This window comes from Streptomyces sp. NPDC059851 (assembly GCF_042732005.1).
GTDB lineage: Bacteria > Actinomycetota > Actinomycetes > Streptomycetales > Streptomycetaceae > Streptomyces.
Window position 1 is genome coordinate 19,405 of sequence record NZ_JBHWJJ010000029.1, and the last position, 25,102, is coordinate 44,506.

Consider the following 25,102-nt stretch of genomic DNA (forward strand, 5'->3'; position numbering starts at 1 on the left):
CCGGTCGGATGACCGGTCGGGCGACCGGTCAGCCGACCGCTCGGGTCCTTCAGGCTGCACCGCAGCATGTCGGGACCGTCCCTGCCCCGTGCCGACGGCCCGCAGAGGTTAGAAAATGGATTATGAGCAACTATCTGGGAGAACTCCGGCGCTGGCTGCTCGGCTCCTCCACGGCCTCTCCCGCTCCCCCGCGGCGTCGCCGCGGGGGAGGCCGCCAGGAGCGCCGGGAGCACGCCCCGCCCCCCGAGGGAGGGGCGCGTGGGGCGCAGCGTCAGCGTCTGTCCTCCCTCCTGAGTGCGCGCAGCGTGGCCGGCGAGGTGTTCCTCCTCCAGCTGGCCGTCGTGGTCCTCCTCGTCGCCGCCGCGGTCGCGGCGCTCGTGGTGCAGGCCAAGAGCGCCGCCATGCTGGACGCCCGGCACCGTACGCTCGCCGCCGCAGGAACGTTCGCGGAGTCTCCGGGGATCGTCGCCGCCCTGCGCAGCGCCCGTCCCAGCGCGGTGCTGCAGCCGAGCGCCGAGGCGGCCCGAAAGATCGCCGGGGTCGACGGCATCAACGTGTACACGCTCGACGGCGTCACCCTCACCCACAGCGACCCGCGGCAGATCGGCAAGCACGTGGTCGGCCCCTTCTCCAAAGCGGCGGCCGGCACGTCCTTCACCGAGACCTTCGAAGGGTCCCTGGGGCAGTCCGTGGTCTCGGTGGTCCCCGTCAAGGACGCCGGGGGCAGGGTCATCGCCATCGTGTCCTCCCCGGTCACGGTCCAGAACGTCCAGGGCATGGTGAACAGGCAGCTGTCGGTCGTGCTCGGCAGCGCAGGCGCGGTGCTCGCGCTGTCCGCGGGGGGCACCGCTCTGGTGAGCCGCCGGCTGCTGCGCCGGACCCACGGCCTGGGACCGGCCGAGATGACGAGGATGTACGAGCACCACGACGCGGTGCTGCACGCGGTCCGGGAGGGCGTGCTGATCGTCGGCGGTGGCGGACGGCTGCTGCTGGCCAATGACGAGGCGCGTCGGCTGCTGGACCTGCCGGCGGACGCGGAAGGGCTCCCCGTCGAGGACCTGGGTTTGGAGGAGGGGATCGCCGAGCGGATCGCATCGGGCCGTTCCGCGACCGACGAGGTGCACATGGCAGCCGATCGGCTGCTGGCGGTGAACATCCGGCCCACCGCCCCCTACGGGTCGGCCGGAACAGTCGTCACGTTGCGCGACACCACAGAGCTGCGGGCGCTGTCCGGCAGGGCCGAGGTGGCCCGCGAGCGGCTGAAGCTGCTCTACGACGCGGGGGTGCGGGTGGGTACGACCCTGGACGTGGAGCGCACCGCGCAGGAACTGGCGGAGGTGGCGGTCCCGCGGTTCGCCGACGTGGTCACGGTCGACCTGCTGGATCCGGTGTTGCGCGGCGAGGAGCCGCCCGACGTGAACACCGAGATGCGCCGCACCGCCGCCGTCGGCCTGCGGGGCGACCACCCGCTCTACCCCGTCGGCAAACTGATCCGGTTCGTTCCCACCAGCCCCATGGCCGTGGGGCTGGCCAGCGGCCGTGCGGTCCTGGAGGCGGACCTGCGCACCTCCCACCGCTGGCGGACGCAGGATCCGGCCAACGCCGTACGGATCCTGGAACGCGGCATCCACTCCATGATCGCCGTTCCGCTGCGGGCCCGGGGCGTCGTACTGGGGATGGCCGGCTACTGGCGGGTGGAGGACTCCCCGCCGTTCGACGAGGAGGACGTGTCCTTCGCCGAGGAGCTGACCGCCCGGGCGGCGCTGTCCGTCGACAATGCCCGCCGGTACACCCGCGAGCACACCGTGGCCGACACGCTGCAGCGCAGTCTGCTGCCCCGGGGCGTACCGGAGCAGTCCGCCGTCGAGGTGGCGCACCGCTATCTGGCGGCGCAGGCCGGGGTGGGCGGTGACTGGTTCGATGTGATCCCGCTGCCCGGTGCCCGGGTGGCGCTGGTGGTCGGCGACGTCGTCGGCCACGGGCTGCACGCCGCCGCCACCATGGGTCGCCTGCGTACCGCCGTGTACAACTTCTCCACCCTCGACCTGCCACCGGACGAGCTGCTGAACCACCTGGACGAGCTGGTCGCCCACATCGACGCCGACGAGCAAGAGTGGCAGGGGATCACCGGAGCCACCTGCCTGTGCGCCGTCTACGATCCCGTCTCGGGGCAGGTGACGGCCGCTACCGCCGGTCACCACGGTCCTGCTCTGGTCGACCCGGGCGGCACCGTGTCCTTCCCCGAGGTGCCGGTTTCCCCACCGCTGGGCCTGGGCGCGGGCGTGCCCCGGGAGACCACGGAGCTGACCCTGCCCGAGGGATCCCTGCTGGCGCTCTTCACCGACGGGCTGATCGAGAGCCGCGACCGCGACCCGGACGCGGGTCTGGCAGCGCTGCGCGACGCCCTGGCCGGGCCCGCCCGTACTCCGGAGGAAACCTGCACCGCAGTGATCGACGCGGTGCTGCCCGCCAGGCCGAGCGACGACGTCGCGCTGCTGGTGGCCCGCACCCGCCGGCTGGACCCCGTACGGATCGCCGAGTGGGACGTGCCCGCCGATCCTGCGGAGGTGTCCCGGGTGCGCAACGCCTGCGCACGTCGGCTGGGGGAATGGGGCCTCGACGACATCGCCTTCACCACGGAACTCATCCTCAGCGAACTGTTGACCAACGCCATCCGCTACGGAACCGAACCCATCCGGGTGAGGCTGCTGCACGACCGCAGCCTGATCTGCGAGGTCTCCGACGGGTCCAGCACCTCCCCGCACCTTCGCCGGGCCGAGGCCACCGACGAGGGCGGCCGCGGCTTGTTCCTCGTCGCGCAGTTCGCCCAACGCTGGGGAACCCGCTACACCGCCCGCGGCAAGATCATTTGGAGCGAGCAGGCACTCCACGACGGAGCCGCACCGCCCGTGACGGTATCGGGGGAGGCGCTCCTGGCCGGGTGGGACGACGAGGCGCTGTGAGGGGGCGCCGGCACGCCGGACGTCCCCGGCACGGCAGGCGCGGGGCGGGCAGCGGACCCCGCCAGCTGGGACTGCGCCAGCTGGGACTGCGCCGGCTGGGACTGCGCCGGCGAGCCCACTGAACGTACGCTGGTTTCGACTGGTACACGACCGCCCGCCATGGAGCCTTCGTGCCCGCACCTCCTCTCCGGACCGCTGCCGTCGCCGTCTGCCTGGCCTGCGCAGCGGCGCCCCTCGGCGCCTGCGGGGACGAGCCCACCGCCGCGCCCAGAGCACCCGCGGTCGCCACCTCCGCCGCGGACGCCGGCGGCACGGCGGCACTGACCGCAGCGGCGAAGAAAGAGGGCACGCTCAACACGATCGCGCTCCCGGGCGACTGGGCCAACTACGGCGCGCTGATCGACGGCTTCGAGAAGAAGTACGGGATCAAGGTCGCGGTCGAGAACCCGGAAGGCACCAGCCAGGACGAGATCAACGCCCTGAAGGAGCACAGGCGCGACGGCCGCGCCCCCGACGTGATCGACGTGGGGGGCTCGTTCGCCCGGTCGGCGGCCAAGCAGGGCCTGCTCGCTCCGTACGAGGTCGCGGCGTGGGACAGCATTCCCGAGGAACAGAAGGACCCACGGGCCCGCTGGTACAACAACTACGGCGGCTACGTCTCGATCGGCTGTGACGCCAAGCGCGTCAAGACCTGCCCCTCGACCTTCGCCGATCTGCGCAAGCCCGAGTACAAGGGCAAGGTCGCGCTCAACGGCAACCCGACCAAGTCCGGCTCCGCCTTCGCCGGCGTGTACGCGGCGGCCCTGGCGAACGGTGGTTCGTTCGACGACATCCAGCCCGGTATCGACTTCTTCGCCGAGCTCAGCAAGAACGGCAACTTCATCCCGGTCGAATCCACCCCGTCCACGATCGAGAAGGGCCAGACCCCGATCAGCATCGACTGGGACTTCCTCAACCTCGGGTACGCCGAGGAATTCCGCAAGAAGGGCGCGGACGTCGACTGGCGGACCGCGATCCCCTTCGACGGCAGCTTCGCGCAGTACTACGCCCACGGCGTGAACAAGGACGCGCCGCACCCGGCGGCGGCCCGTCTGTGGCAGGAGTACGTCTTCAGTCCGGAGGGCCAGAACATCCGGCTCGGCGCCTACGCACGCCCCGTGCTGATGGACGCCATGAAGAAGGACGGCACGCTCGACGAGGCGGCCGCGGAGAACCTGCCGACGGTCGAGGGCACGCCGACGTTCCCGACGGAGGCACAGCGGGAGAAGGCGAAGGAGACCGTGAACCGCAACTGGGCCGAAGCCGTCCCGGGCTGAGGGCCCGGCGCCGCAGCGCCGGCGCACCACCGTACCGTCCGGGTCAGCGGGTGTCGGGGGTGCGCAGGGCCAGGATCGCCATGTCGTCGTGACCGTCGCTGGGGTGGCGATCGGCCAGAGTCCGGACGAAGTCCTGCAGCGGTAGCGCCGCGTGGACGGCGGCGAGTTCGGCCAGCGCGTCCAGGCATTCGTCGACCGGCCGGGCGCGGTGCTCGATGAGTCCGTCGGTGAAGAACACCATCGTGGCCCCCGCGGGCACGGAGGAGAAGTGGTCCGGGCGGTGCTGTTCGGTGCTCACCCCGAGCGGCACGCCGGGCTCCGCCTCCAGGTACTCCGCGCGCCCGTCGGAGGTGACCAGCAGCGGGGGAAGGTGGCCCGCGGTGCTCCAGTGCATCGTCCAGTCCGGTCCCTCGTACTGGATGCGGGCCAGGCAGGCCGTGGTGACGGGGTTGTCGGTGGTGGCTTCCAGGGTCCGGTCGAGCTGCGCGAGGATCCCGCTGGGTGGGGTGCGGCGGTCGTAGAGCAGGGCGCGCAGCATGCTGCGCGTCTGGGCCATGGAGGCTGCCGCCCGCAGGTCGTGGCCGACGACGTCGCCGATGACGGCGACGCAGACGCCGTCGGGCAGCATGACGGCGTCGTACCAGTCCCCGCCGATGTGGTCGGGCTCGGAGGCCGGGCGGTAGACGGCGGCGGAGGCGAGGGGGCGCAGATCGGGCAGCGTCGGCAGGAGGAGGCGCTGGAAGTGTTCGGCGCCGGCGCGGACCTGCCCGAACAGGCGGGCGTTCTCGATCGCGATGCCGACCACTCCGGCCAGTGCGACGACGATCTCTTCGTCGGCGCGGTCGAAGGGTTGGCCGTCGCGCCGCTCGGACAGGTAGAGGTCGCCGTAGATCGTGCCGCGGACCTTGACGGCGGCCCCGAGGAGGGTACGCATGTGCGGGTGGCCGGGAGGGAAGCCCACCGAGGAAGGGTGGGAGGGGATGTCCTCGACCCGCATGGGTTCGGGGTGGCGAATGAGGTGTCCCAGCACGCCCCGGCCGTGCGGGAAGTCGATCCCGGCCAGGTCCGCCCGCTCGGACTCGGACAACCCGGCGGTGATGAACTGGTCGAGGTGGTCACCGGATTCGTGCAGCACGCCCAGCGCTCCGTACCGAGCGCCCACCAGGCCCATGGCAGTGGTGACGATACGGTGCAGCACCTCGGGGAGTTCCAGTTCCTGAGTGATGACCAACACCGCGTCCAGCAGACCTTGCAGCTGGTCCTTGGCCCTGGCCGACTGCCGCAGCTGTTCGTCGATCCGCTCCAGTTCGGCTTCCAGGCGTTGGTTCAGCCCGCGGCTGCGCCGGGGCCGGGGGTGCTCGGAGTGCTCCGCCATCACCGCCGCCCGGCGACCCGTGTCCGCGGTGACCCGGCCGGAGCCGCGCAACGGTCGCGGCGGATCCGCTCGTGGGACCACCTCCGCGAGCGGTGCACCCTGCCCCCTGACACGAGCCGCGATCGACAGGACCCCAGCAGCGTCACACGGCCGTCCCCCCGACCCGTCGATTGCTCCGTGCGCGGCATGTCGCACCCGGGCGGAGACCGTGTGCCCCCGCGGCCGGCGCGTGGGACGGCGCGGGTCATCGCCGTTCGGGGCACGGCGGGTCGAAGGGCAGGTGCGGAACGTACGCGTGCCAGAGCGCGGGTGTCAGCAGGTTCCCCGTCGCCCGGCACACGTAGCCGGTGGCGGTCCCGGTCGACAGCGGCAGGATGCGCACCGTGAGCTCGCCGACGCCGAGGAAGAGGAAGCGGCCGTCCGGAGAGAACGCCACCGCGTTGACGTAACTGAGGATGCCGGTCACGGGCAGTCCGTGGGCCCGCGCCCGGCCGCCGCCGCGAACGTCCCACAGCCGCACGGTGGCGTCGAAACTCCCGCTGGCGAGGGTGCGGCCGTCGGGGCTGAAGGCGAGGGTGTAGACGTTCTGCGTGTGGCCGGTCAGGGGCGGGCCCGTCGAGGTCGGACGGGTGCGGTCGGTGAGGTCCCACAGTCTGATCTTGCCGTCGCCGCCGGGGGCGGCGACGGTGCGGCCGTCGGGGCTGAACACGACCGACGTGAGCGCCTCGGCACTGGCGCGCAGCGGTGCGGCCAGCGCCGTGGGGCGTGCGGGCGTCGAGACGTCCCACAGGTGGAGTGTGCCGTTCCCCGCCGCGGCGGCGAGCGTGCGGCCGTCCTCGCTGATGGCGAGACGGATGATCGGGCCTGCGTGCAGGTCCAGGGGCGCTCCGCGGGGTGCGGGCCGTGACGGATCGGACACGTCCCACAGGTGGACCGTGCCGTCGTTGTTGCCGGCTGCCAGGGTGCGCCCGTCCGGGGTGAACGCGACGCCCCGGAAGTTCGCCTCCGGGTGCTGGAGCGGCTGGCTCAGCGTCCTGGGTCTGGCCGGCACGGTGACGTTCCACAGTTGGACGGTCCGTCCGGCGGCGACGGCCAGGGCGGTGCCGTCGGGGCTGAAGGCGACCCAGTTGACGTAGGGGGTGCGGCCGCGGATCGAGGCGCTGACCGGGCGGGGAGCAGCCGGATCCCTGACGTCCCAGAGGCGGACGGTGTTGTCCTGGGAGCCGGAGGCGAGTAGACGTCCGTCGGGGCTCACGGCCACGGTGTCGACGTAACCGGTGTGTCCGCTGAGGATCGTGCGCGGGACCGTCCAGAGCCGGACGGTGTGGTCCGCGCCCGCACTGGCCAGCACGGTGCCCTCCGGGTCGAAGTCCAGCGCCAGTACGTGTCCGGCGTGGCCCTCCAGGGGTGGTGTCAGGTGCCAGGCCTCCTCCTCCCGGGCCCGCATGTTTTCGAGCCGGATGCTGTTGTCATCGCCGCCGTGGGCCATGAGGTGCCCGCTGCCGGAGAAGGCGACGGTGTTGACGACGTTGTTGCTGTTCCGGTCGGTGAGCGGGGTCGGCCCGGCGGGTCGCGTGACGTCCCACAGGTGGGCCTTCTGGTCGCTCCCGGCCACGGCCAACGTGCGGCCGTCGGGGCTGAAGGCGACGGCCCGGACGTGACCGGGGACTCCGGCCCGGTAGGGGATGCGGTCGGGAGCCCGGCCGAGGGCCGAGGGGCGTCGCCGGTCCGCCACCTGCCACAGCCGTACGGTCGCGTCGTTCCCGCCGGACGCCAGCAGGTTGCCGTCCGGGCTGAAGGCGATCCCGTTCACCTCGCCCGCGGAGCCGCGGAACGGCTTGGTGAAGGGCCGGGGGTGCCCGGGGTCGGTGGTGTCCCACAGGTGGATGCGGCCGGCGTGGCCCGCTGCGGCCAGGGTGTGTCCGTCCGGGCTGAAGACGAGGGTGTTCAGGGCGCCGGCAGCGCCGCGGACGGGAGCACTGCGGGCTGCCGGGTGGAGGGGATCCCGGACGTCCCACAGGTGGACCGTGCCGTCGTCGCCCGTACCGGCGAGGAGGTGTCCGCCGGGGCTGAAGGCGAGCGCCCGCACTGCGCCCCGGGAGCCGCGCAGGGCGGCCCCCAGCTGGGTCGGGGGCCGGGCCGCGGTGTTCCAGAGGCGGATCGTGCCGTCGCTGCCCGCGCTGGCGAGGAGGCGTCCGGCGGGGCTGAAGTCCACGGCGTTCACCCGGTCCGTGTGACCCGTCAGTGTGGTGGCCAGCGGTATGTTCTGGGCGCTCAGCAGGTTGGTTTCCGTCGACGTGGCCGGGGACATCCGGTGGGCCACCAGATCGAGCTGGGCGGCCAACGACGGATCGGTCGGGCGAACCCGGTCGGCCACGGCCCGGATCTGGCCGAGGACCGCCGTGTTGCGTTCGTCTCGTGCCGTGTTGCGCTGGTGGATCGCGAAGACTGCGGAGGCCGTGGCGAGTACGGCCAGCGCAGCGAGTCCGGCGATGACGCCCCGGCGGATCCGGCGCGCGCGGAGCTTCTGCCGTACCGAGGCCGCCAGGAACTCGGACACGACCGGTTCCCGCGTTTGCGTGAGCTCGTCGTCGTCCAGGGTGCGGGCCTCGTCCAGTCTGCCGCCCCGGTACAGCAGGCCCGGGTCACGGCCGGCCTGCTGCCAGGCGGTGGCCGCCTCCTCCAGCCGCTGGCGGACCGTGTACCGGGCGCGGTGGGCGTCGATCCACTGCCGCAGGCGCGGCCAGGCCCGTAGCAGCACCTCGTGGGTGATGGTGACCGTGTCCTCGTCGCGGGTCAGCAGCCGTCCCCGGGTGAACGTCTCGATGGCTTCGGCCGCAGCGACGGCCTGTTCCCCTCGGCCCAGCAGGTCGGCGTACCGCACCGGACGACGGGTGTCCTCGGTGCCGTCGCCGAACGTGACCAGCCGCAGGAACACGGACGGCGCCGTCCGCTGGGCCTGCGGAGGGAGCCGGTCGAAGCAGCGGTCTGCTTCGACCGTCACGCTGTGCGCGATGCCTCCGGTGGACTCGTAACCGTCCACGGTGAGCACGTGTCCCGCCCGGCACAGCCAGGTGGCCCTCAGCGCGTGGGCGAGGAGGGGGAGCCGACCGGTCTCGTAGGCGCCGACCTCGTCCGTGCCCGCGTCCGCGTCACCCGGCCGATGTGCACCGAGGTCACGCAGCAGGACCTGCACGAGCCCCGGTTCGACGTCGAGCCCGACCGCGCGGGCGGGGTGGAGGATCGCCTCCCGCACCCCGGTTCGAGACAGGGGGCCCACGATCACCTGGTTGCGTTCCACGGCGTCGAGGAGCCCCGGATGGCCGGCGCACTGGGTGTAGAAGTCCGAGCGCAGGCCCAGGACGACCGAGACGACGGCCGGTTCGCCGTCGGTGCCCGCATCCGCGATGCGCAGCACGGTGTCCAGGAACCGCCGCCTCTCCCCTTCGTCGGGGCACAGGGTGAACAGTTCCTCCAACTGGTCCACGACCAGCACCATGTGGCATTCCTCGCCGGTCCTGCCGCCGCCCTCCACGAGCGCCCGACGCAGGAGGGCCGGCCGCCACACCGGACCGTCCGGACCGTCGCCGGGCACTTCCCCGCTCCCGCGCACCACCTCCGACAGGAGGCCGCCCAGCGCCGCCATCGGATGCGCAGTGGGGGTCAGCCACAGACGGGGCCACCGCGCCGAGCCCGGCAGGGCGCCCCGGGCGACCTCGGGCAGGAGCCCCGCCCGGAGCAGCGAGGACTTTCCGGCCCCGGAGGGGGCGACGACGACCAGGGCCCCGCCCTCCGCAAGGCCGGCGTCCATCCGGACCAGTAGCTTGGCCACCAGTGCGTCCCGGCCGAAGAACCACTGGGCCTGCTCGGCGCCGAACGCGGCCAGGCCGGGGTAGGGGCATTCCCGGGAGGCCCCGGCGGTCACCACTCGACGGGCTTCACGTATGCCGTCCGCGTAGTGCAGGTGCAGGTCCCGTTCCGACAGGTACAGGTCCCGGCGCGCCTGGTAGATCCTGGCCCGATCCGAGGCGTGGGCTTCCAGGTGGACCTCTTCTGCGTCCGGGGGCCGTCCGTCGGGGGGGTTCATGACCCGGAGACGTTCTGGTCCCGTCCGGCCTGGTACACCCGGCCGTGGCCGGAGGCCTTGGCCCGGAGCTCCTGCCCTCCGGTCCGGACTGTGGTCGCACGGCCCAGCAGCGGGGCGATGTCTTCGTCGACCAGCCGCCGCAGCTCCCCGGCCAAGGCTGCGTCCTCCCACAGCAGATCGGTCAACCGGGCCTCCCAGGCCGCGATGAGGTGCGGTTCCGCGTCCTCGTCACGGCGGGCCGTCAGCAGGCGGTCCCGGGATTGCGCGAGCGCCACGTCCACCCGGTCCGCCTGCTGCGGACGTACGCGACGCCACCAGGCCACGACGGCCGCCCGTACCTGCTGCCAGGCGTCGGTGGTCATCGCCCCCACCAGGGCAGTGGCCGCGGACGCCGCAATCGCATCCATTGCCATCGGACTCACCGCTCTCCCTGTCGTGCCGGTTCGGTGCCGGTGCTCAGGTGACCGCCGACAGGTCGATCCGGAACATTCCGCGGCCGTGCGTCACGCAGACGAGGACCTCGTCCATCCAGAACAGGTCGTCGACCGAGCAGTTGGTCGGGCCCTCGTTGGTCGGCGACCAGCTCGCCCCGGCGTTCTCGCTGGCGAACAGTCCGACCTCGGTGCCGCAGTACAGCAGCTCCGTCCGCCGCGGGTGCACCGCCAGGGCCCGGATCGGAGCGGGAGGCAGCGCGGTGGCGAGGTCGGTCCAGCTCGCGCCGCGGTCCTTGGTCACCCACAGGTTGCCGCGCTCGTACCCTCCGAACGCGACGTAGACGGTGTCCGGGTCCGCCGGATCCACCGTGATGCAGGTGCAGTAGCGCCGCGGGGTCAACGGGTTCGGGCCCGTCGCGCCGACGCGCTGCCAGGTGGGCGTCGGTGCGGTGCCGTTGGCGGTGCGGAAGACCATGCCGTCCTCGTGGCCCACCCATACCGCGTCCGAGTCACCGCGTGCGACCGCGATCGCGCTGATCAGCGTGCCGGCGCCGGGCTTGACCACCTTCCAGGTCGGCCCGTCGGCGCTGGTGTTCGGCTGCTTGGCATCGTCCGTCCGCCACAGGGACACCCCGCCGGCCAGGATCCGGTTCTCGTTGTTGGGATCGAGTACGAACGGTGCGATGAACAGCGCGTTCTCGTTCTTCGCGTCCGTGATGCGGAAGGGCGCCCGCTTCCAGTCCCAGTCACGGGTCCCGAAGTTGAAGAACTGGCCGCTGATGTAGCGGTCGCCCTGGGTGTCGTCGGTCGTGGCGCCATCGGTGTTGCGGTGGATGTTCAGGAAGACGTATTCGCCGTAGAAGACGTCGGGGTCGGTGGGGTCGGAGGCGCACCAGCCGCCGTCGCCGCCGAAGAACTGCCGCCAGTTCTGGCTGCCGAGGGTGGGGTCGAAGACGATCGAGCCGTTGTCCTGCGCACCGCCGATGATCTTCCCGCTGCCGGGGTGGCCCGCTCCCGCGTAGAACTGGGTCACCCCGTAGTTGTTCACCAGTTCGGTCCAGCCGTTCACGAACGGGGGCTCCGGTTCGGTGCCGACGTCCGCCAGGTCGTCCGCCTTGAACACTCCGCCGTCGTTGCCGAAGAACACCGTCCGGTTGGTGAGCCCGTCGTAGGCGGGGTGCGGGACGATGGCGTGCTGGTCGGCGTGGACGGAGCGGGGATCCCACCAGGTGCTGATCTCGGTGAGGTGGTCGCCGCCGTCCGTGCTGCGGTACAGGTTGATGCCGCCGGCCAGCACCAGGTCCGCGTCGGTGGGGTCCCCGGCCCAGATGGTGTTGTCGTACCAGCCCTGCCCGCCCAGGTAGTCCGAGGGGCGACCGTCCGGGGCCAGTGTCTTGCGTTTCCGGTAGTTGGCCCCGCCGTCCTGCGACCGCCAGATCTGGCCGGTGGTCATCTGGACGGACGCGTAGACGACGTCCGGGTCCTGTTCGGCGTACGCGAGCTCGACCCGGCCGGTCCACGGGCCGCCGACGGCCAGGTCCCAGGTGAGACCGCCGTCCCGGCTGAACCAGGCCGCACCGTCCTGGAGCGATCCGGCGACCGCGTTGCTGCTGTCCCGGGGGGCGAACCTGACGTCGCCGAGGGGGTTGTCCAGGACCTGGGTCCAGACGGCCCGTGCGGGATCGGTGCTGCGGAAGAGGCCGGTGGCGGTGGCGGCGAGGACGACTTCCCCGGACTGCGACACGGCGATCCGGCTCACGAACTGGAAGTCCGGGGTCTGGGTGGCTCTGAGGGGGGTCCAGTTGACCGCGTCGGTGGTGGTGAAGATTCCGTTGCCCCTGATGGCGTCGAGGTTCTGGAAGGCCTCGCCGGTTCCCACGTACATCGTCGACGGGTCGGACGGGTCACTCGCGATGCAGGCGCACGCGAGGTTCTCCAGGAAGTCGTCGACCGGGTCCCATTGGATGCCGCCGTCCCGGGTGTGCCACACGCCGCCGCCGGCGCTCACGGCCCACATCCTGTCGGGCTGCGCCGGGTGGATCACGAGGCCGCGCGTGCGCCCACCGATGTTCCCGGGGCCGAGCCACACCCAGTCGGCCCGCCGCAGACCGCTCGTCGGGGCCGGTCGTCCCCCGGTCCTCCGGCCGTTCGGTCCGGTCGGTACGCCCGCGGTCGCCGGTGGCGCCTCACGGCTCAGCAGGGCCTTCGTCTGTTCGTAGGCCGTGCCCAGGGCGTGCGGCCGGACGCTCCCGTCGTCGCTGCGTTCCTGCTTGAGGCGGAAGAGCCCCCGGGCGGTGGGCAGGTCGGGGAAGTCGAGGCGGAGCAGGGCGCGCCGCACCGCGGCTTCGGGCAGGGCTTCCAGGGCCTCGTTCGTCGTTCCCCGGCTCCGGCACAGCAACTGCACCTGCGCCACGCTGATGTTCTTCAACCGGGCGAGCTCTTCGTCCGAGATGGCCATGATGTGCCCCCGATCGGGATGAGAGGGTGCGGGGCGCGGCTAGGGCGGCAGCTTGGGCGCCCGCCGCGGGGACGCGGGGTCCAGTTCCACCTCCCACGAAACGGTGCCGGTGGGGGGATCCACCGCCCTCAGGGCGATGGCCCCGGTACCGGCACGGCGGGTGAGTTCCACGCGCATGCCGCCGATCGTGCTCCGGTCCAACACCTCGGCGGCCGAGCCGGGGTCCGGTCGTGCCTCCGCCTCCGTTGCCGTGTCCGTGTCCGTGTCCGTGTCCGTGTCCGTGTCCGTGTCCGCTGCCGATTCTGCTCCCGGCAGCACTTCCACCCGGGGGACCGCCGGCTCGACCCGCAGGGCGCCGTGCGCCTCGCGCCGGGCTTCCTCCAGGACCCGTGCGCTGGGTGCGGCACCGCCGCGGTACCGGGACCGGGCGACCCAGTGCATCACCACGGCGTCTTCGCCGGTCTCGGTGCGCAGGGTGAAGTCGCGGGTGTCGTTGAGGGTGCAACGAGCCCAGGGCGGCAACTCGACCGGCTCCGCCGTCCAGCGGTCCGCCCCGGTCGCGGCGTCGAGCACGACGACCACCAGCATCGGCAACGGGCTGATCCGCAGGGCCACGACCGAGCCGGCGGCCAGGGCGCACGGCCGCAGAGCGGGCCCGTGGCGCCACAGGAGCTCGCCGCTCTCCAGGTCCAATGCCATCAGAGCGCCTTCGCTGTCGTGCACGACGGCTTGCCGGCCGCGCGCATCGACCACGCCGCGCGGGACTCTTGCCATCCGGCCCCCAGGTGGGACACCAAGGAACGGGTCGCGGGACGGGCGCGTACGGACCTTCCACGGAGGGAGACGTCCGGCGCCGGTCGTGGGCCGCAACTCCCTTTCATCGTCCCTCCGCCCGAGGGGTGCGGCAACCGGCACCCTTCTCCGGGTCTGCCGAGCCGAGGAAAGCGGAGGGGAAGGGGGAAGGCGGAAGGCGGAAGGCGGAAAAGCAAAAGGCAAGGAGGTTGCCCACTCCTTGCCACTCTCAACGTATAGCGCACTGGGGGCCTTGCGGCAAGACCCTGGTCGTGCTGCAAAATCTCCGACCGACGCCGGAACCTGCCGAAAAGCAGGATCCGCGGAGTGCGTGCCGTTGAGGCACGCAGCGTTGCCGAATGGGGGATTTCATGTTCGATGTGATCATTGCCGGTGGTGGACCGACCGGCCTGATGCTGGCCGCCGAATTGCGACTGCACGGCGTACGCGTGGTCGTACTGGAGAGGGACACGGAGCCGACCCGGGTGGTCCGTGCGCTCGGCCTGCATGCGCGCAGCGTCGAGGTACTGGACCAGCGCGGTCTGCTGGAGCGGTTCCTTCCCCTGGGGCAGCGGTTCGCGGTCGGTGGCTTCTTCGCCGGCATCGACAGGCCGTGGCCCGCCGATCTGGACACCGCGCACTCGTACGTCCTCGCGATCCAGCAGCCCGTCACCGACCGGCTGCTGACCGAGCGCGCCGTCGAGCTCGGCGTCGAGATCCGGCGCGGCCGGGCACTGGTCGGGCTGAGCCAGGACGGGGAAGGGGTGACCGCCGAGCTGGCCGACGGCAGTCGGCTGCGCTCGCGCTACCTCGTCGGCTGCGACGGCGGCCGCAGCACCGTGCGCAAGTTGCTCGGTGTCGGCTTCCCCGGCGAGCCGGCCAGGTCCGAGACCCTGCTGGGCGAGATGGAGGTGGCCGTGCCGCAGGAGACGCTGATCGCCTCGGTGGCCGAGGTCCGCAAGACCCAGGTCCGGTTCGGCGCCGTGCCCCTCGGCGAGGGAGTGTACCGCCTGGTCGTGCCTGCCGAGGGGGTGTCCGAGGACCGCACGGTCCCGCCGACCTTGGAGGAGTTCAAACAGCGGCTGCGGGTGTTCGCAGGCACCGACTTCGGTGTGCATTCGCCGCGTTGGCTCTCCCGCTTCGGCGATGCGACCCGGCAGGCCGAGCGCTACCGGGTGGGCCGGGTGCTGCTGGCGGGCGATGCGGCGCACGTCCACCCACCGGCCGGCGGCCAGGGGCTCAACCTGGGCCTCCAGGACGCGTTCAACCTGGGCTGGAAGCTGGCCGCGGAGGTGGGCGGTTGGGCGCCGGAGGGGCTGCTGGACAGTTACCAGGCGGAACGGCACCCGGTGGCCGCCGACGTGCTGGCCAACACCCGTGCGCAGATGGAGCTGATGTCCACCGAGCCCGGCCCGCAGGCCGTGCGTCGGCTGCTGACGGAACTGATGGCCTTCGAGGAGGTGAACCGGCACCTGATCGAGAAGATCACCGCGATCGGGGTCCGCTACGACTTCGGCGACGGACACGACCTGATCGGCCGGCGGCTGCGGGACCTGACCCTGAAGCGGGGGCGCCTCTACGAGCTGATGCACCGCGGCCGCGGGCTGTTGCTCGACCAGACGGGCCGGCTCTCGGTGGCGGGCTGGGAGGACCGGGTCGACCACGTGGTCGACGTCAGCGAGGAACTGGACGTGCCTGCGGTACTGCTGCGGCCCGACGGCCACGTGGCGTGGGTCGGCGAGGACCAGCAGGACCTGCTCGGCCGGCTGCCCACGTGGTTCGGCACCGCCGCCGGCTGAGCGCGCGCCCGGGCCGGCGCCGTGCAGCCGACGGCCCGGCCGTGATGCGGAACGTCTGCGACGGGCGGGGCGCTGCCCGGCGCAACGGCGGTGCGTACGTCCGGGACGCCCCCTCCGGGGGTCGTCCCGGGCGGGGACCCGTCAGAAGTCGGCGTGGACGCGGGCGTCGGCCCGACCCACTGATTCGAGTCCGTACGTGCGGCAGTAGAGGCTGCGGATGTACTCGATGTCGCGGTCGCGGGCGCGGGATTCGGCGACCGGGTAGAGGACGGTGAGTTCGTAGGACTTCTCGCGGTTGATGTCGCCGTCCTTGTCGCGCCACTGGCCCCGGGCCTCTTGAAGGGTGAGGCCGGAAGGGAAGCGAGGAGTGATCACGTCCGCGACGAACTTCATGAACTCCTCGTCGGGAATGGGCGGTTGGCCGCCGTGCCGGCCCGTTCCGAAGTAGAGGTGGGTCGAGACGTACGCAAGGCCGCGTTCCGCGCCGGCCGCCTCCTGGCGTGCGGCCGGGGCGGCGTACGGGACCTGGCTGCCGGAGGCGACGAAGAACGCGGCCGAGACGAGCACGGCGACGGCCGCGGACATCGGTATCCGGATCTGGCGCATGAACGGGGTTCCTATCTGTCTGGTGGGGGTGTGGGGGTGGTGCGGCGCGGGCCGGCGGGCAGCACGGCCCGGAGGTGGACGGCCGCGTCCCGCAGGCTCGGGGGGACCCCGGGGGCGTGGCAGAGGACCGCGGCCGTCCGGCCGAGGGTTTCGGTGGTGCGGGCCGAGCCGATGCCGGCGGCCCGGGGGGCGAGGCCGGCGATCAGCTGCTCGGCCTCGTGCCAGGCGCCGGCGCCGGCCAGCGCGGACAGCAGCTGCGCCGTGAACAGGTGCCGGTACGAGGGGCCGGGCGCGGTCGCCGCCCGCTGCAGCAGCGGGATGGCGCGGTCCCAGCGGCCCAGCCTGGCCAGCACCCAGCCGTGGTGGCCGATCAGCTCGGTCTCGTCGATCCACCAGGCCCAGTGCGGGTCGTGGCGGGAGACCCCGTCGAGGAAGCGGCTGCGGGCCCGGTCGATGAGGCCCAGTGGTTCACGGCGGGCCCCCAGCAGTGCAGTGGCGTGGGCCCGGCGGATCAGGGTCAGGCTGTGCACCCGGGCGGGCAGCGGGTGCACGCCGGGCACCCGGGAGACGGTGTCGAGGGCGGCTCGGGCCCGGCCGGTGTGGGTCTGGAGCATGGCGTGGTTGAGGTGGACGAGGCGGGCGGTCCAGTGGTCCCCGGCGAGGTGGGCGAGGTGCAGTGCCCGCCGGTTGGCGGCGTGGGCGGGCGCGTGGCGGCCGGCGTCGAAGAGGATCCAGCCGATGACCTCGCACAGTTCGGCGAGGGCGGCCAGCCGGTCACGGTCGCGGCGCCGGGCGGGCAGACTGCCGGGGTCGGCGGTGAGTTCGGGGAATTCGCGTACGGCGGCCCGGGCGGCGGGGACCGCGGCCGCAGCGCCGTGCTCCGCGTCCAGGGCCACGAGCCGCTCGACCGCACGGAGGGCGGCGCGGGTCACCGGGCCACGGTCCGCGAACCGGTGCCGGCGCCCGGGCCGGAGCCGTCCCCCGTGCGGGCGCGGAGCGCGCCGGTCCTGCCGAGCGCGCGGAAGGCGGCGGCCACGTCGGTCAGCCGGGCGACCTCGGCGCGGAAGTCCTCGTACGGGGGCCGGGCCGGGAGGTCGGAGGGCTCGGACGGCTCGGTCCGCGGGGTGGGTGCGACGGCCGCGCCGTCCATGGCGGCCCGCAGTTGCAGGGCCTCGCCGAGGGGGGTGGTCGGGTCCTCGGGCAGGCCGAGGGCGCGGGCGGCCCGGGTGAACTCGGTCTGGGAGAGGCAGGCGCGCAGCATGAGTTGGCCGTCGCGGATCTCGACCACGCGGCGGTAGAGGCTGTAATGCGGGTCTCGGGGCGGCAGGAGGTCGCGCGGCCAGGAGCGGGGCGGGTCGAGGGCGATGTCGGGTGTGGCCCGGTGCAGGGCCTGCCACAGGGGCCGGAGCCGCAGGTAGGCGCGGTAGCTGCGGATCCAGGCGCGGCCGCGGGTGAGCTGGATGCCCCAGGAGGGGATGGTCCAGCCGGTGACCTGGAGCAGGGCGCCGACGCTGCCGCAGGTCCACTGCACGGGGTCGAGGGCGGCTCCGTCGAAGTGCAGCCGGGTGCCGGCGATCTGGATGCCGCGGGTGACGCAGTAGACCAGGATGAGGCCGGCGCCGACGGTGACCGTGCGCATGCCGACGACGAGCCACTGGCGGTTGGCGACCCGGGTGAAGCGCAGGGACAGCCGTACCGTCTCCCACTGTCCGATGGCGCAGATCAGCAGGTAGCCGGACATGTAGAGGGCGTATCCGCCGTCCTGGATGCTGAGCAGGATCGTCGAGGTGGCCGTCTCGGACTTGGCGACCGGGCCGACGTGGAAGGAGGCGGTGATGAGGGCGGCGAGTGCCGCGGCGTAGAACAGCACCCGGCGCCGGCTCCGGCGGCGGGCCTCGGCGGGCGGCGCCGACCAGTGGACGAGCACGACCTGCTGGGCGGCGGTGAGGACCACGACCGCGACCTGGGTGATGAGGGAGGTGATGTTCGGCAGGCCGAGTAAGGCGGAGATCTTCAGCCGGATCAGGTCCAGGTCGACGAGGAAGCTGATGCCGGAGCAGAGGAAGTAGACGCACAGCGCCCACAGGGCGGTGTCGCGGGGCCGGCGCCGCAGGTCGGGCAGCCGGTAGGCGAACGCGGCGAGGCCGACGAAGGTGCAGATCCACGCCAGGGCCGTGTAGAGCGCCGTCACGACTGGTCCGTGCGGCCGAGGCCGAGTTCGATCCGCGCCACGACGTCGGCGGCTTCGGCGGGAGCGCTCCAGGCGGGCTCCACCCAGCGCTGGCTGGCGCGGGACAGCAGCAGCGACGCCAGGGTCTCCGCCTCCTGTTCCTCGTCGTCGCTGTAGCGGGAACGCTTCAGCAGGCCGCGCACTTCCGCCGGGTCGACGCCGGTCAGCAGCCGGCTCGAATCTCCTTGGCTCAGCTGTACGGGGCCCTGGTGGTCGAAAGCGATGTGGGCGAGTTCGTGGGCGATGATGTGTTCCTTGTGCGCCGGGGAGGCCGACTTCTCGAAGGCGACGATGTCGAATTCGTCCAGCTTCAGCCAGATGCCGAACAGATGGCGGTCCGGGAATGAAGTGGGAACCAGATGGATCGGGCGTCCGCGCCGTGCGCACAAATACCGGTGGAGTTCGTCGATGCCGAATCCCTGCTCCATGCCCCACTCCGCGATCCGCGCCTCGCACGTGCGGCGGACCTGCTTGAGCCGGCGTCTGAGCAGTCTGCCCTCCGAGTCCGGTAAGCCTGCGCCAGGTATCTTCATCCCCATCTCCGAGCAGACGACGCGACCATAATGCCACAGCGGCAACTCGCCTCCGTGCGGGGCGAGTTCGATTCGGCCACGGGAACTTCGGGCGGTACGGGCGGAATTCCCACCCCCCTGTGCCGGATTTCCGGCACGGGGACAGTACGTCCGACAAAAGCCCGGCGGGTCCGCCGAGGCGGCAGGGGTGGCGGCGACGCCGGCGGCGGGCCGGGCGCAGGCACCCACGGTCGGACGGATCGGCCGGATTGGCCGGATCACCGCGGACGGTGCGCGGCGGACACCCGGCAACTACCGGCGAATTCCCGGGCGGGTGTCGCGTACGTGCGGGGCGGACGGGGACCGCAGGAGCCCCACCGCATTGCCCGGGGCAGGCGTTGTGCGTTACCGTACACATCGATTATACGGTGCCGTATAGAAGGGGGTGCGTCCGTGCCGGGACGTACGAGGACCGCCCACGGCGGGAAGCGGCTGGTCCGCTGGGCGAGCGGGATCCTGATCGGGTTGGGGGTGGGGCACCTGTCCCTGCTGGCGTTCGCCGCCCGGGAGGACATCGCCGGGTGGGCCGACCGGGGCGTCTGGGCGGCCGTTCCGCTCGCCCTCACGGACGGGGCTGCCGACCCGACGGTGGAGTCCCTGCAGAACGGGGTCACCTTCTGGGCCGGTCCGGGGAGCTTCGCCGTGCCCCTGGTCCTCCTGGGCTGCCTGATGTGGCACCTGGCCGGGCGCGGGGTGGCGGTGCCCGCCGGGATCGGCTGGGGCCTCGCCGCCTGGTGCACCGTGGGCGGCGTCCTCCTGGTGCCGTCCCCCTACTTCGCCGGGACGGTGGCCGGGGCGCTCGTCGTCCTCGCGGCACGGCGCGGGGTGGACCGGCCGGAGACCCGCCCGGACTCCGTCCCGGGCTGACCCGAGGGGTGAGCCCGGGGCGGGCGGCGGCGCGTCGTCGGGGTGCACGGGGCGACCTGCGCGGAGGATGGGGCCCCCGAGCGGCTGGAGGTGCCGTGGAGATCAGCGAAGGGACCGTGCCCTTCAGGGGCCGACGCACCTGGTACCGGATCGCCGGCCCCTGGCCCGCCGACCCGGGCCGGCCGCCGCTGTTGGTGCTGCACGGCGGCCCCGGGCTACCGCACGGCTACCTCACCGACCTGGACGACATGACCTCCTCCGGCCGCACCGTCGTCTACTACGACCAGACGGGCTGCGGGCGGTCGGACCCCCTCGACGACCCGGCCGAGTGGAACCCGGAGACCTTCACCGAGGAGGTCGACGCCGTCCGCGGGGGGATCGGGCTCGACCGGGTCCACCTCTTCGGCCACTCCTGGGGCGGCATGCTGGCCCTCCAGTACGCACTCCGGCGCCCGCCGGGGCTGGCGAGCCTGACCCTCGCCGGGACCAGCGCGAGCGTCCCGCTGCTCGCCTCGGAAGTACGGCGCCTGATGGACCGCCTGCCGGCCGGGGTGCGCGAGACCCTCGCCCGTCACGAGGCCGCCGGAACCACCGACAGCCCGGAGTACGAGGAGGCGGCGGGCGCCTTCTTCCGGCTGTGGATCTGCCGCATCACGCCGCTCCCGGAGCATGTGGCGCAGGCCGCCGCCGCCGTCAACACGGAGCTGTACCGGGCCATGTTCGGCGCCGAGTGGAACGTCACGGGGACGCTCAAGGACTGGGACGTCACCGCACGCCTCGGCGAGCTCGACCTTCCGGTGCTGGTCACGACGGGCCGGTACGACGAGATCACACCGGCGGCCGTGCAGCCCCTGGTGGAGGGGATCCGCGGGGCCCAGTGGATGGTCTTCGAGGAGAGCGCGCACCTGTCGATGGTCGAGGAGCCCGAGCGGTACCGGGCCGGGTTGGACTCGTTCCTCTCCCGCGTGGAGAGCGACGCACAGCACCCGTAGGCGGGACCACCAGCGCAGCGCGTGACCGGCCGCGGGGCGGCCTGCTCAGGGGGACGGGTGACCCGCATGCGGGGCGGAACCCTGGGCGGACCCTTGGCCGGGGCTCTCGGCGGGCCCCGGCGTGGAGCCGGCGCCGTGGGCGGCGCCGGATTCGAGGGTGCCGCCCAGCCGGTCGCGCAGGGGGCCGAGGGCCTCGGGGGTGGCGGCCGTGACCACCCAGCGGGGTCCGACGAGGTAGGTGCCCCCGTACACGCGGGCCTCCGTCAGCCAGGCGCTGCGGCCCTCCTCGGTGGAGAAGGTGGCCATCCGGTAGGCCTGCGGGCCCGTGCCGCACGCCCCCTCGCGGATCTCCTCCGCATCGACCGTGATCTCGGGGGTGCAGCCGAGTACGGCGGCGATGTCCTGGAAGGAGTCGGGGCGGGCGGCCGGACTCGCGGACGGTGCCGTGGACGCGCCGGCGGCGGGACCGGAACCCTGCGGGACGGCCGTGCCCCCGCCGGCGCAGCCCCCGCACAGGAGCAGCACCGGCAGGACGGCGCAGGCGGCGAGGTGGCGGAAGGTCGGGGGCACGGCTGCCTCACAGGGTTCTGGTGGGGGGCGGGGGACTACCGGGGCGCCGTCAGGCGGCCTTCTTGCCGGTCTCGGTGACGGCGAACCACAGGTTCTGCTTCTTGTGGCCGTTCGTCTGGCCGGGCTCGGTGTCCCCGGTGAAGGTGTAAACGGGCCAGCAGTCGATCGTCAGCTGCTCGCTCCCGTCCGGCCGCTTGACCGTCCCGATGAGTTCGGGCTTGATACCGGTCGTCTTCGTCTTGTCGACGGGCGCGGCCGGCTTCCAGGTGTCCGTGCAGGAGCCGACGCATCCGATCTTCATGGGCCACGCACTGTCCTTGTCGAAGCGGTAGAGCGTTCGCCACTGCCCGTCCACGAGAATCTTTCCGAGTTTTTCGTTCGCCGCCACGGAGAGCTCCGTTTCCGTCTTGCCCGGCTGGTCGCCGGAGCCGGACCCGTACCCGGACCCGTATCCGGATCCCATTCCCGAGCCCGTTCCCGACCCCATTTCCATTCCGGAACCCCCTGCCTTCTGTTTCTTGTCGACCGCCTTCTTGCCGTCCGGCGCCAGTGCGTGCCACGTGCCTCCGACGCCTTCGCCGTTCGCCTCACCCGCTTTCGTGTCCTTGGCGTACCGGTAGACCGGCCAGCCCGCCAGGGTGAGCTGCTTGGTGCCGTCGGTGCGGGTCACTGCCCCGAGGAGCCCCGCCTCGATGCCGGCCGAAGCCGACGCGTCGTCCGCGGGGACCGGGGGCCATGCGGTGGCGCAGTCCCCGTCGCAGGTGGACTTGGGGGGCTGCGGGGTGTCCTTGTCGAAGCGGTAGAGGGTGGCGCCGGCGCTGTCGGTGACCACGCTGCCGACGTTCGCGATCTCCCGTACGGCGAGCTGGCCCGCCGCCCCGCCCTTGCCGGCAGCGGCATCCGCCCCGGCGCCCGAGCCGCTCAACTGCCCGGGGTTCGCCCCGTACCCGCCCGTCCCGTTTCCAGAGCCGTACGTGTCCGCCAAGGCCTTTCCCGCGCCCGCGGGCTGTACGGAATTCCCGCCGCTCGCGGCGTTTCCGCCGCTGCCGCAGCCGGCCGCCAGCAACAGGACGGCGGCCACTGAACCGGCAGTTGTCACGCGGCGCATCTTCTTCACGGTCACTCCTTCGGGTTGGTCCCGGGGGCGTTGCCTTGCTGAGTAATTCATAAACCTTGCGGGGGTCATGGAATTGAAATGACCTGGAATTTATCAGATCCCGCTAATCGCTGAACTCCGGTCGACGGAGCACCGGTTGTGGCGGACTCATTCCTGGATGCGCAGCGCGAGCGCGGGGCAGCGGCGCACCGCCCGCGCGGCCTTCGGTCGCAGGCGACCCGGGAGCGGCATGACGGCCTGGGCCGGGTAGCCGTCGACGTCGAGGCGCACGACCTCCGGCAGGAGGTCGACGCACAGGCCGTGACCCCTGCACAGGGTCCAGTCCACGACGAGCTGTTCGGGGCTCTCGTCGTCGTCGGGCAGCGCCAGGCACCCGACGACACGGCGTCCGCAGCCGCTGCCGAGGGCGTGGTCGCGCAGTTCGTCGGGGAAGGTGGCGAGCGCGGAGGCGACGAAGTTCGCGGTGCCGTCCGGATGGCTGCAGGCGCCGCGCTTGCGCACCGCCTGCATGCGCAGCTCGATCGCGTCCAAGGCGGCGCGACCTCCCCCGGTGGCCACGTCCTCCAGGGCCGAGGCGAGCGAGGGCAGCCCCCGGAAGCACGGCCCGCACTGGCCGGCGGTTTCGTCGGCCATCCAGCGGGCCACCCGGGCGATCTCCCCCGCCGGGCAGGTGTCCTCCGGCAGGGGCAGCACCGCCCCGGCCCCGAGGACGGCCTTGACCGTGGCCAGGGACTGCCGTGACAGCAACACGTTCCGGGCCGCCTGGGCGCTCAGCCACCGGCCGTGGTAGCCGCCGATCAGGACGCCCTGGCCGGGTGAGGAGCCGCACAGCTCCAGGACGTACGCGAGCGAGGTCCCGAGCGGCACTTCGAGGACCGTGTTGCCGGCAACCGTGAGCAGGGTCGTGCCCGGCTCGGTCGGGAGGCCTGCGGTGCGGTAGCCGCCGGCGCCCATCCGGGCGGCGATGGCGAGTTGGGCGTAGGTCTCGGTGTTGGACAGCAGGGTCGGCAGGCCCCCGAGGCCCCGGTCGCTGGTCCGTACCTTCTGCCCGGACGGGAGCGTGGGGCCGCCCTCGATGCCGTTGATCATGGACGTGCCCTCGCCGGTGACGAAGCGCTCGGGCAGCATGGCGACCCGCACCAGGCCCCCCGCCCCCCGTTCGGCGATGGCGGTGCGCACGGACCGCTCGACGTCCTCCCGGGTCACGCCGAAGACGACGTCCTCGGCGCCGATGGCCGAGGCGGCGAGCAGGGCTCCGTCGATGACCAGGTGCGGGGAGTTGAGCAGGATGGCCTTGTCCTTGAGGCAACTGGGCTCGCCCTCGCTGCCGTTGATGACGAGGGCGGTGCGGCCGTCGCGCGCGCGGGCGCTGCGCATGACGGCGCGCATCTTGCGCGCGAACGGGAATCCCGCTCCCCCGCGGCCGCGCAGGTCGATGTCCTCGGCGAGCTCCACGAGTCCCTCCGGCCCGTACGAGGGCACGGGCCCGTGTACGGCGAGGTGGTCTTCCCGGTCCAGGCGCGGGAGGGCGTCGAGCCCTGCGAGCACCCGGGGCTGGCCCACGCAGCCGAGGGCCGGGGTCACCGTCACGACGGCCTCCGTGCGCCGCCCGCGGGCCGGCCGCCGGGCCGGTCGGTGGAGACGTCGAGCCGGCTGGTGACGAACGCCGAGCCCGCACCGTACGGCGGGCTCGCGGGGACGGGTGACAGGGGCGGCCGTTGCGGGGGAACCGTCCGTGCGGTGGCGGAGGTGAACAACGGGTCCTGGAGCGGCTCGGCGTAGGAGCCGGGGTACGCGCCCACGGGCGGGTCGGCGAGCGGGCCGGGCCGCGGGTCGGCGGTGCTGCCGTCCGCCTGCCGCGCGAGCCGTGCGGTCAGGCGCTCGGCGGCCCACTCCGCGGGCCGCCGCAGGAACCGGTCGCCCGACCGCGGCCGGTCCGGTCCGGCGCCGCCCCGGCCTGCGGCCTGCGCCTGTGCGGCGACCGGCCTGTCGCGTTCCGCGCGCAGCCTCCTGCGGAGCCGTACGAGGAGCACCGAGGCGACCCCGACGATGCACATCCCGTACGCGACGGTGACCCAGCCGCTCGCGGCGCGGCCGGACTGGAGGCCGTGCACCAGCGACGCGCCCCAGGCCGGGTAGGCGCCGACGTGCAGGGCCCGCCACCACAGGGAGCGCCCTTTGGTGGCGAACGCGCTGCGGACCGCGCCGGAGACGGCGACGCTGACGAAGAAGTAGCCGGCCAGGCTTCCGAGTCCGATCAGTACGGGCTGGTCCTGGTCCGTGAAGGGAATGATGGCGTTGACGACGCCGGTCCGCGACTCGGCGATCTTGATCCAGATGTGCAGGGCGAGGAAGCCGAGTCCGGAGACGGCGAGCCCGCGGTGCACGCCCTGGGCGACGATCCTGAGCCCGGAGGTGAACAGGAGGCGGTCGGTGGCGGCGAGGCCCCACAGGACCGCCGAGGTGAGGGAGACGAGCGAGAGGACGCCCGCCCCGTAGTCGAGGAAGTCCCACAGGTTGGTGAGCGCGCCGGCCCGGGCGGCCACTCCCAGGACGAGCAGGGCGGCGAGGGCGACGGCGGCCAGGGCGGCGGGGTGCAGGCCTCCGGCCGCGGACAGCATGAGCGGACGGCGCACGGCCCGCCGGCCGGCGGCTGCGGCCGCATCGGCACGGCGTCTGGTGCTGCGGGCCCGGTGAGAGCGGGGCGCGCGGGTCTGGGACAGGGGCATCGGGTTCTCCCATACGCCCGGGCCCGAGGCTCTCCACTTCGCACTCGGCGCCCGGGGTAGTCGACGGAACTGCTCCGCGGCGGGCCGGAGATGAGGTCCGCGCCGGCCGGGAGCGGGGGCCGGAGTGCAGAAGCATCGTGGACCTTCGCAACGCCTCCACAGGATTTATCGAATCGTGACAAGTTCTCGTGCGTG

18 protein-coding genes are annotated in these 25,102 nt (G+C 72.9%); 5 read left to right on the plus strand and 13 right to left on the minus strand.

What is annotated here, in order from left to right; all coding sequences use genetic code 11:
• The first annotated feature begins 122 nt into the window (after positions 1 to 122).
• Positions 123 to 2,963, plus strand: a complete 2,841-nt coding sequence (locus tag ACFV7Q_RS13150) for a SpoIIE family protein phosphatase (RefSeq protein WP_385427666.1) — start codon at positions 123 to 125, stop codon at positions 2,961 to 2,963.
• Between the two features lie 170 nt (positions 2,964 to 3,133).
• Positions 3,134 to 4,279: an ABC transporter substrate-binding protein gene (locus tag ACFV7Q_RS13155; RefSeq protein ID WP_385427669.1), complete on the plus strand. Its 1,146-nt coding sequence runs from the start codon at positions 3,134 to 3,136 to the stop codon at positions 4,277 to 4,279.
• A 43-nt stretch (positions 4,280 to 4,322) separates the two neighbouring features.
• Here the strand turns inward: ACFV7Q_RS13155 and ACFV7Q_RS13160 are convergent, their stop codons facing one another.
• The 5 genes from ACFV7Q_RS13160 to ACFV7Q_RS13180 all read right to left on the minus strand — a co-directional run bounded on the left by ACFV7Q_RS13160 (position 4,323) and on the right by ACFV7Q_RS13180 (position 13,332).
• A complete protein-coding gene (locus tag ACFV7Q_RS13160) occupies positions 4,323 to 5,654 on the minus strand; it encodes a PP2C family protein-serine/threonine phosphatase (RefSeq protein ID WP_385427672.1) in 1,332 nt (443 codons plus the stop codon).
• Positions 5,655 to 5,898: 244 nt separating this feature from the next.
• Positions 5,899 to 9,741, minus strand: a complete 3,843-nt coding sequence (locus tag ACFV7Q_RS13165; protein WP_385427675.1) for a hypothetical protein — start codon at positions 9,739 to 9,741, stop codon at positions 5,899 to 5,901.
• Positions 9,738 to 10,154 (minus strand): hypothetical protein, encoded by a 417-nt coding sequence (locus tag ACFV7Q_RS13170; RefSeq protein ID WP_385427677.1) that lies wholly within the window; start codon positions 10,152 to 10,154, stop codon positions 9,738 to 9,740. The genes ACFV7Q_RS13165 and ACFV7Q_RS13170 overlap by 4 nt, the downstream gene beginning before the upstream one ends.
• A gap of 43 nt (positions 10,155 to 10,197) precedes the next feature.
• On the minus strand, positions 10,198 to 12,633 hold the full coding sequence (locus ACFV7Q_RS13175) for a WD40/YVTN/BNR-like repeat-containing protein (RefSeq protein WP_385427680.1): 2,436 nt from the start codon (positions 12,631 to 12,633) through the stop codon (positions 10,198 to 10,200).
• A 39-nt stretch (positions 12,634 to 12,672) separates the two neighbouring features.
• The gene (locus ACFV7Q_RS13180; protein ID WP_385427683.1) at positions 12,673 to 13,332 is read right to left on the minus strand and encodes a hypothetical protein; all 660 of its coding nucleotides are present in this window, start codon (positions 13,330 to 13,332) and stop codon (positions 12,673 to 12,675) included.
• Between the two features lie 464 nt (positions 13,333 to 13,796).
• Here ACFV7Q_RS13180 and rox point away from each other — a divergent pair, with 464 nt between their 5' ends.
• Positions 13,797 to 15,224, plus strand: coding sequence for a rifampin monooxygenase (gene rox, locus ACFV7Q_RS13185; protein WP_385427686.1), 1,428 nt, complete (start codon positions 13,797 to 13,799; stop codon positions 15,222 to 15,224).
• Positions 15,225 to 15,365: 141 nt separating this feature from the next.
• Here rox and ACFV7Q_RS13190 read toward each other — a convergent pair whose 3' ends face one another.
• Genes ACFV7Q_RS13190 through ACFV7Q_RS13205 form a run of 4 tightly spaced genes read right to left on the minus strand, consistent with a single transcriptional unit; the run spans position 15,366 to position 18,593 of the window.
• Positions 15,366 to 15,830, minus strand: a complete 465-nt coding sequence (locus tag ACFV7Q_RS13190) for a DUF3574 domain-containing protein (RefSeq protein ID WP_385427689.1) — start codon at positions 15,828 to 15,830, stop codon at positions 15,366 to 15,368.
• Positions 15,831 to 15,841: 11 nt separating this feature from the next.
• On the minus strand, positions 15,842 to 16,762 hold the full coding sequence (locus tag ACFV7Q_RS13195) for a DNA-binding protein (RefSeq protein WP_385427691.1): 921 nt from the start codon (positions 16,760 to 16,762) through the stop codon (positions 15,842 to 15,844).
• Positions 16,759 to 18,021 (minus strand): MAB_1171c family putative transporter, encoded by a 1,263-nt coding sequence (locus ACFV7Q_RS13200; protein WP_385427693.1) that lies wholly within the window; start codon positions 18,019 to 18,021, stop codon positions 16,759 to 16,761. The genes ACFV7Q_RS13195 and ACFV7Q_RS13200 overlap by 4 nt, the downstream gene beginning before the upstream one ends.
• Positions 18,018 to 18,593: a toxin gene (locus ACFV7Q_RS13205; protein ID WP_385427696.1), complete on the minus strand. Its 576-nt coding sequence runs from the start codon at positions 18,591 to 18,593 to the stop codon at positions 18,018 to 18,020. Before ACFV7Q_RS13205 ends, ACFV7Q_RS13200 begins: the two co-directional genes overlap by 4 nt.
• 432 nt (positions 18,594 to 19,025) lie before the next feature.
• Here ACFV7Q_RS13205 and ACFV7Q_RS13210 point away from each other — a divergent pair, with 432 nt between their 5' ends.
• Both ACFV7Q_RS13210 and ACFV7Q_RS13215 read left to right on the plus strand, forming a co-directional pair.
• Positions 19,026 to 19,499 carry a hypothetical protein gene (locus tag ACFV7Q_RS13210; RefSeq protein ID WP_385427698.1) on the plus strand — a complete coding sequence of 158 codons (474 nt, stop codon included), beginning with the start codon at positions 19,026 to 19,028 and terminating at the stop codon, positions 19,497 to 19,499.
• Between the two features lie 95 nt (positions 19,500 to 19,594).
• Complete coding sequence (locus tag ACFV7Q_RS13215) at positions 19,595 to 20,491, plus strand: proline iminopeptidase-family hydrolase (RefSeq protein ID WP_385427701.1); 897 nt, start codon at positions 19,595 to 19,597, stop codon at positions 20,489 to 20,491.
• 45 nt (positions 20,492 to 20,536) lie between these two features.
• On the opposite strand, the gene ACFV7Q_RS13220 is transcribed toward ACFV7Q_RS13215, so the two are convergent.
• From ACFV7Q_RS13220 to ACFV7Q_RS13235, 4 genes are all read right to left on the minus strand, one after another.
• On the minus strand, positions 20,537 to 21,061 hold the full coding sequence (locus ACFV7Q_RS13220; RefSeq protein ID WP_385427704.1) for a hypothetical protein: 525 nt from the start codon (positions 21,059 to 21,061) through the stop codon (positions 20,537 to 20,539).
• 49 nt (positions 21,062 to 21,110) lie between these two features.
• A complete protein-coding gene (locus ACFV7Q_RS13225) occupies positions 21,111 to 22,169 on the minus strand; it encodes an SCO0930 family lipoprotein (RefSeq protein WP_385427756.1) in 1,059 nt (352 codons plus the stop codon).
• Positions 22,170 to 22,325: 156 nt separating this feature from the next.
• Positions 22,326 to 23,768, minus strand: coding sequence for an NADH-ubiquinone oxidoreductase-F iron-sulfur binding region domain-containing protein (locus ACFV7Q_RS13230; RefSeq protein WP_385427706.1), 1,443 nt, complete (start codon positions 23,766 to 23,768; stop codon positions 22,326 to 22,328).
• Positions 23,765 to 24,907 (minus strand): hypothetical protein, encoded by a 1,143-nt coding sequence (locus ACFV7Q_RS13235; protein WP_385427709.1) that lies wholly within the window; start codon positions 24,905 to 24,907, stop codon positions 23,765 to 23,767. Before ACFV7Q_RS13235 ends, ACFV7Q_RS13230 begins: the two co-directional genes overlap by 4 nt.
• Positions 24,908 to 25,102: the final 195 nt, after the last annotated feature.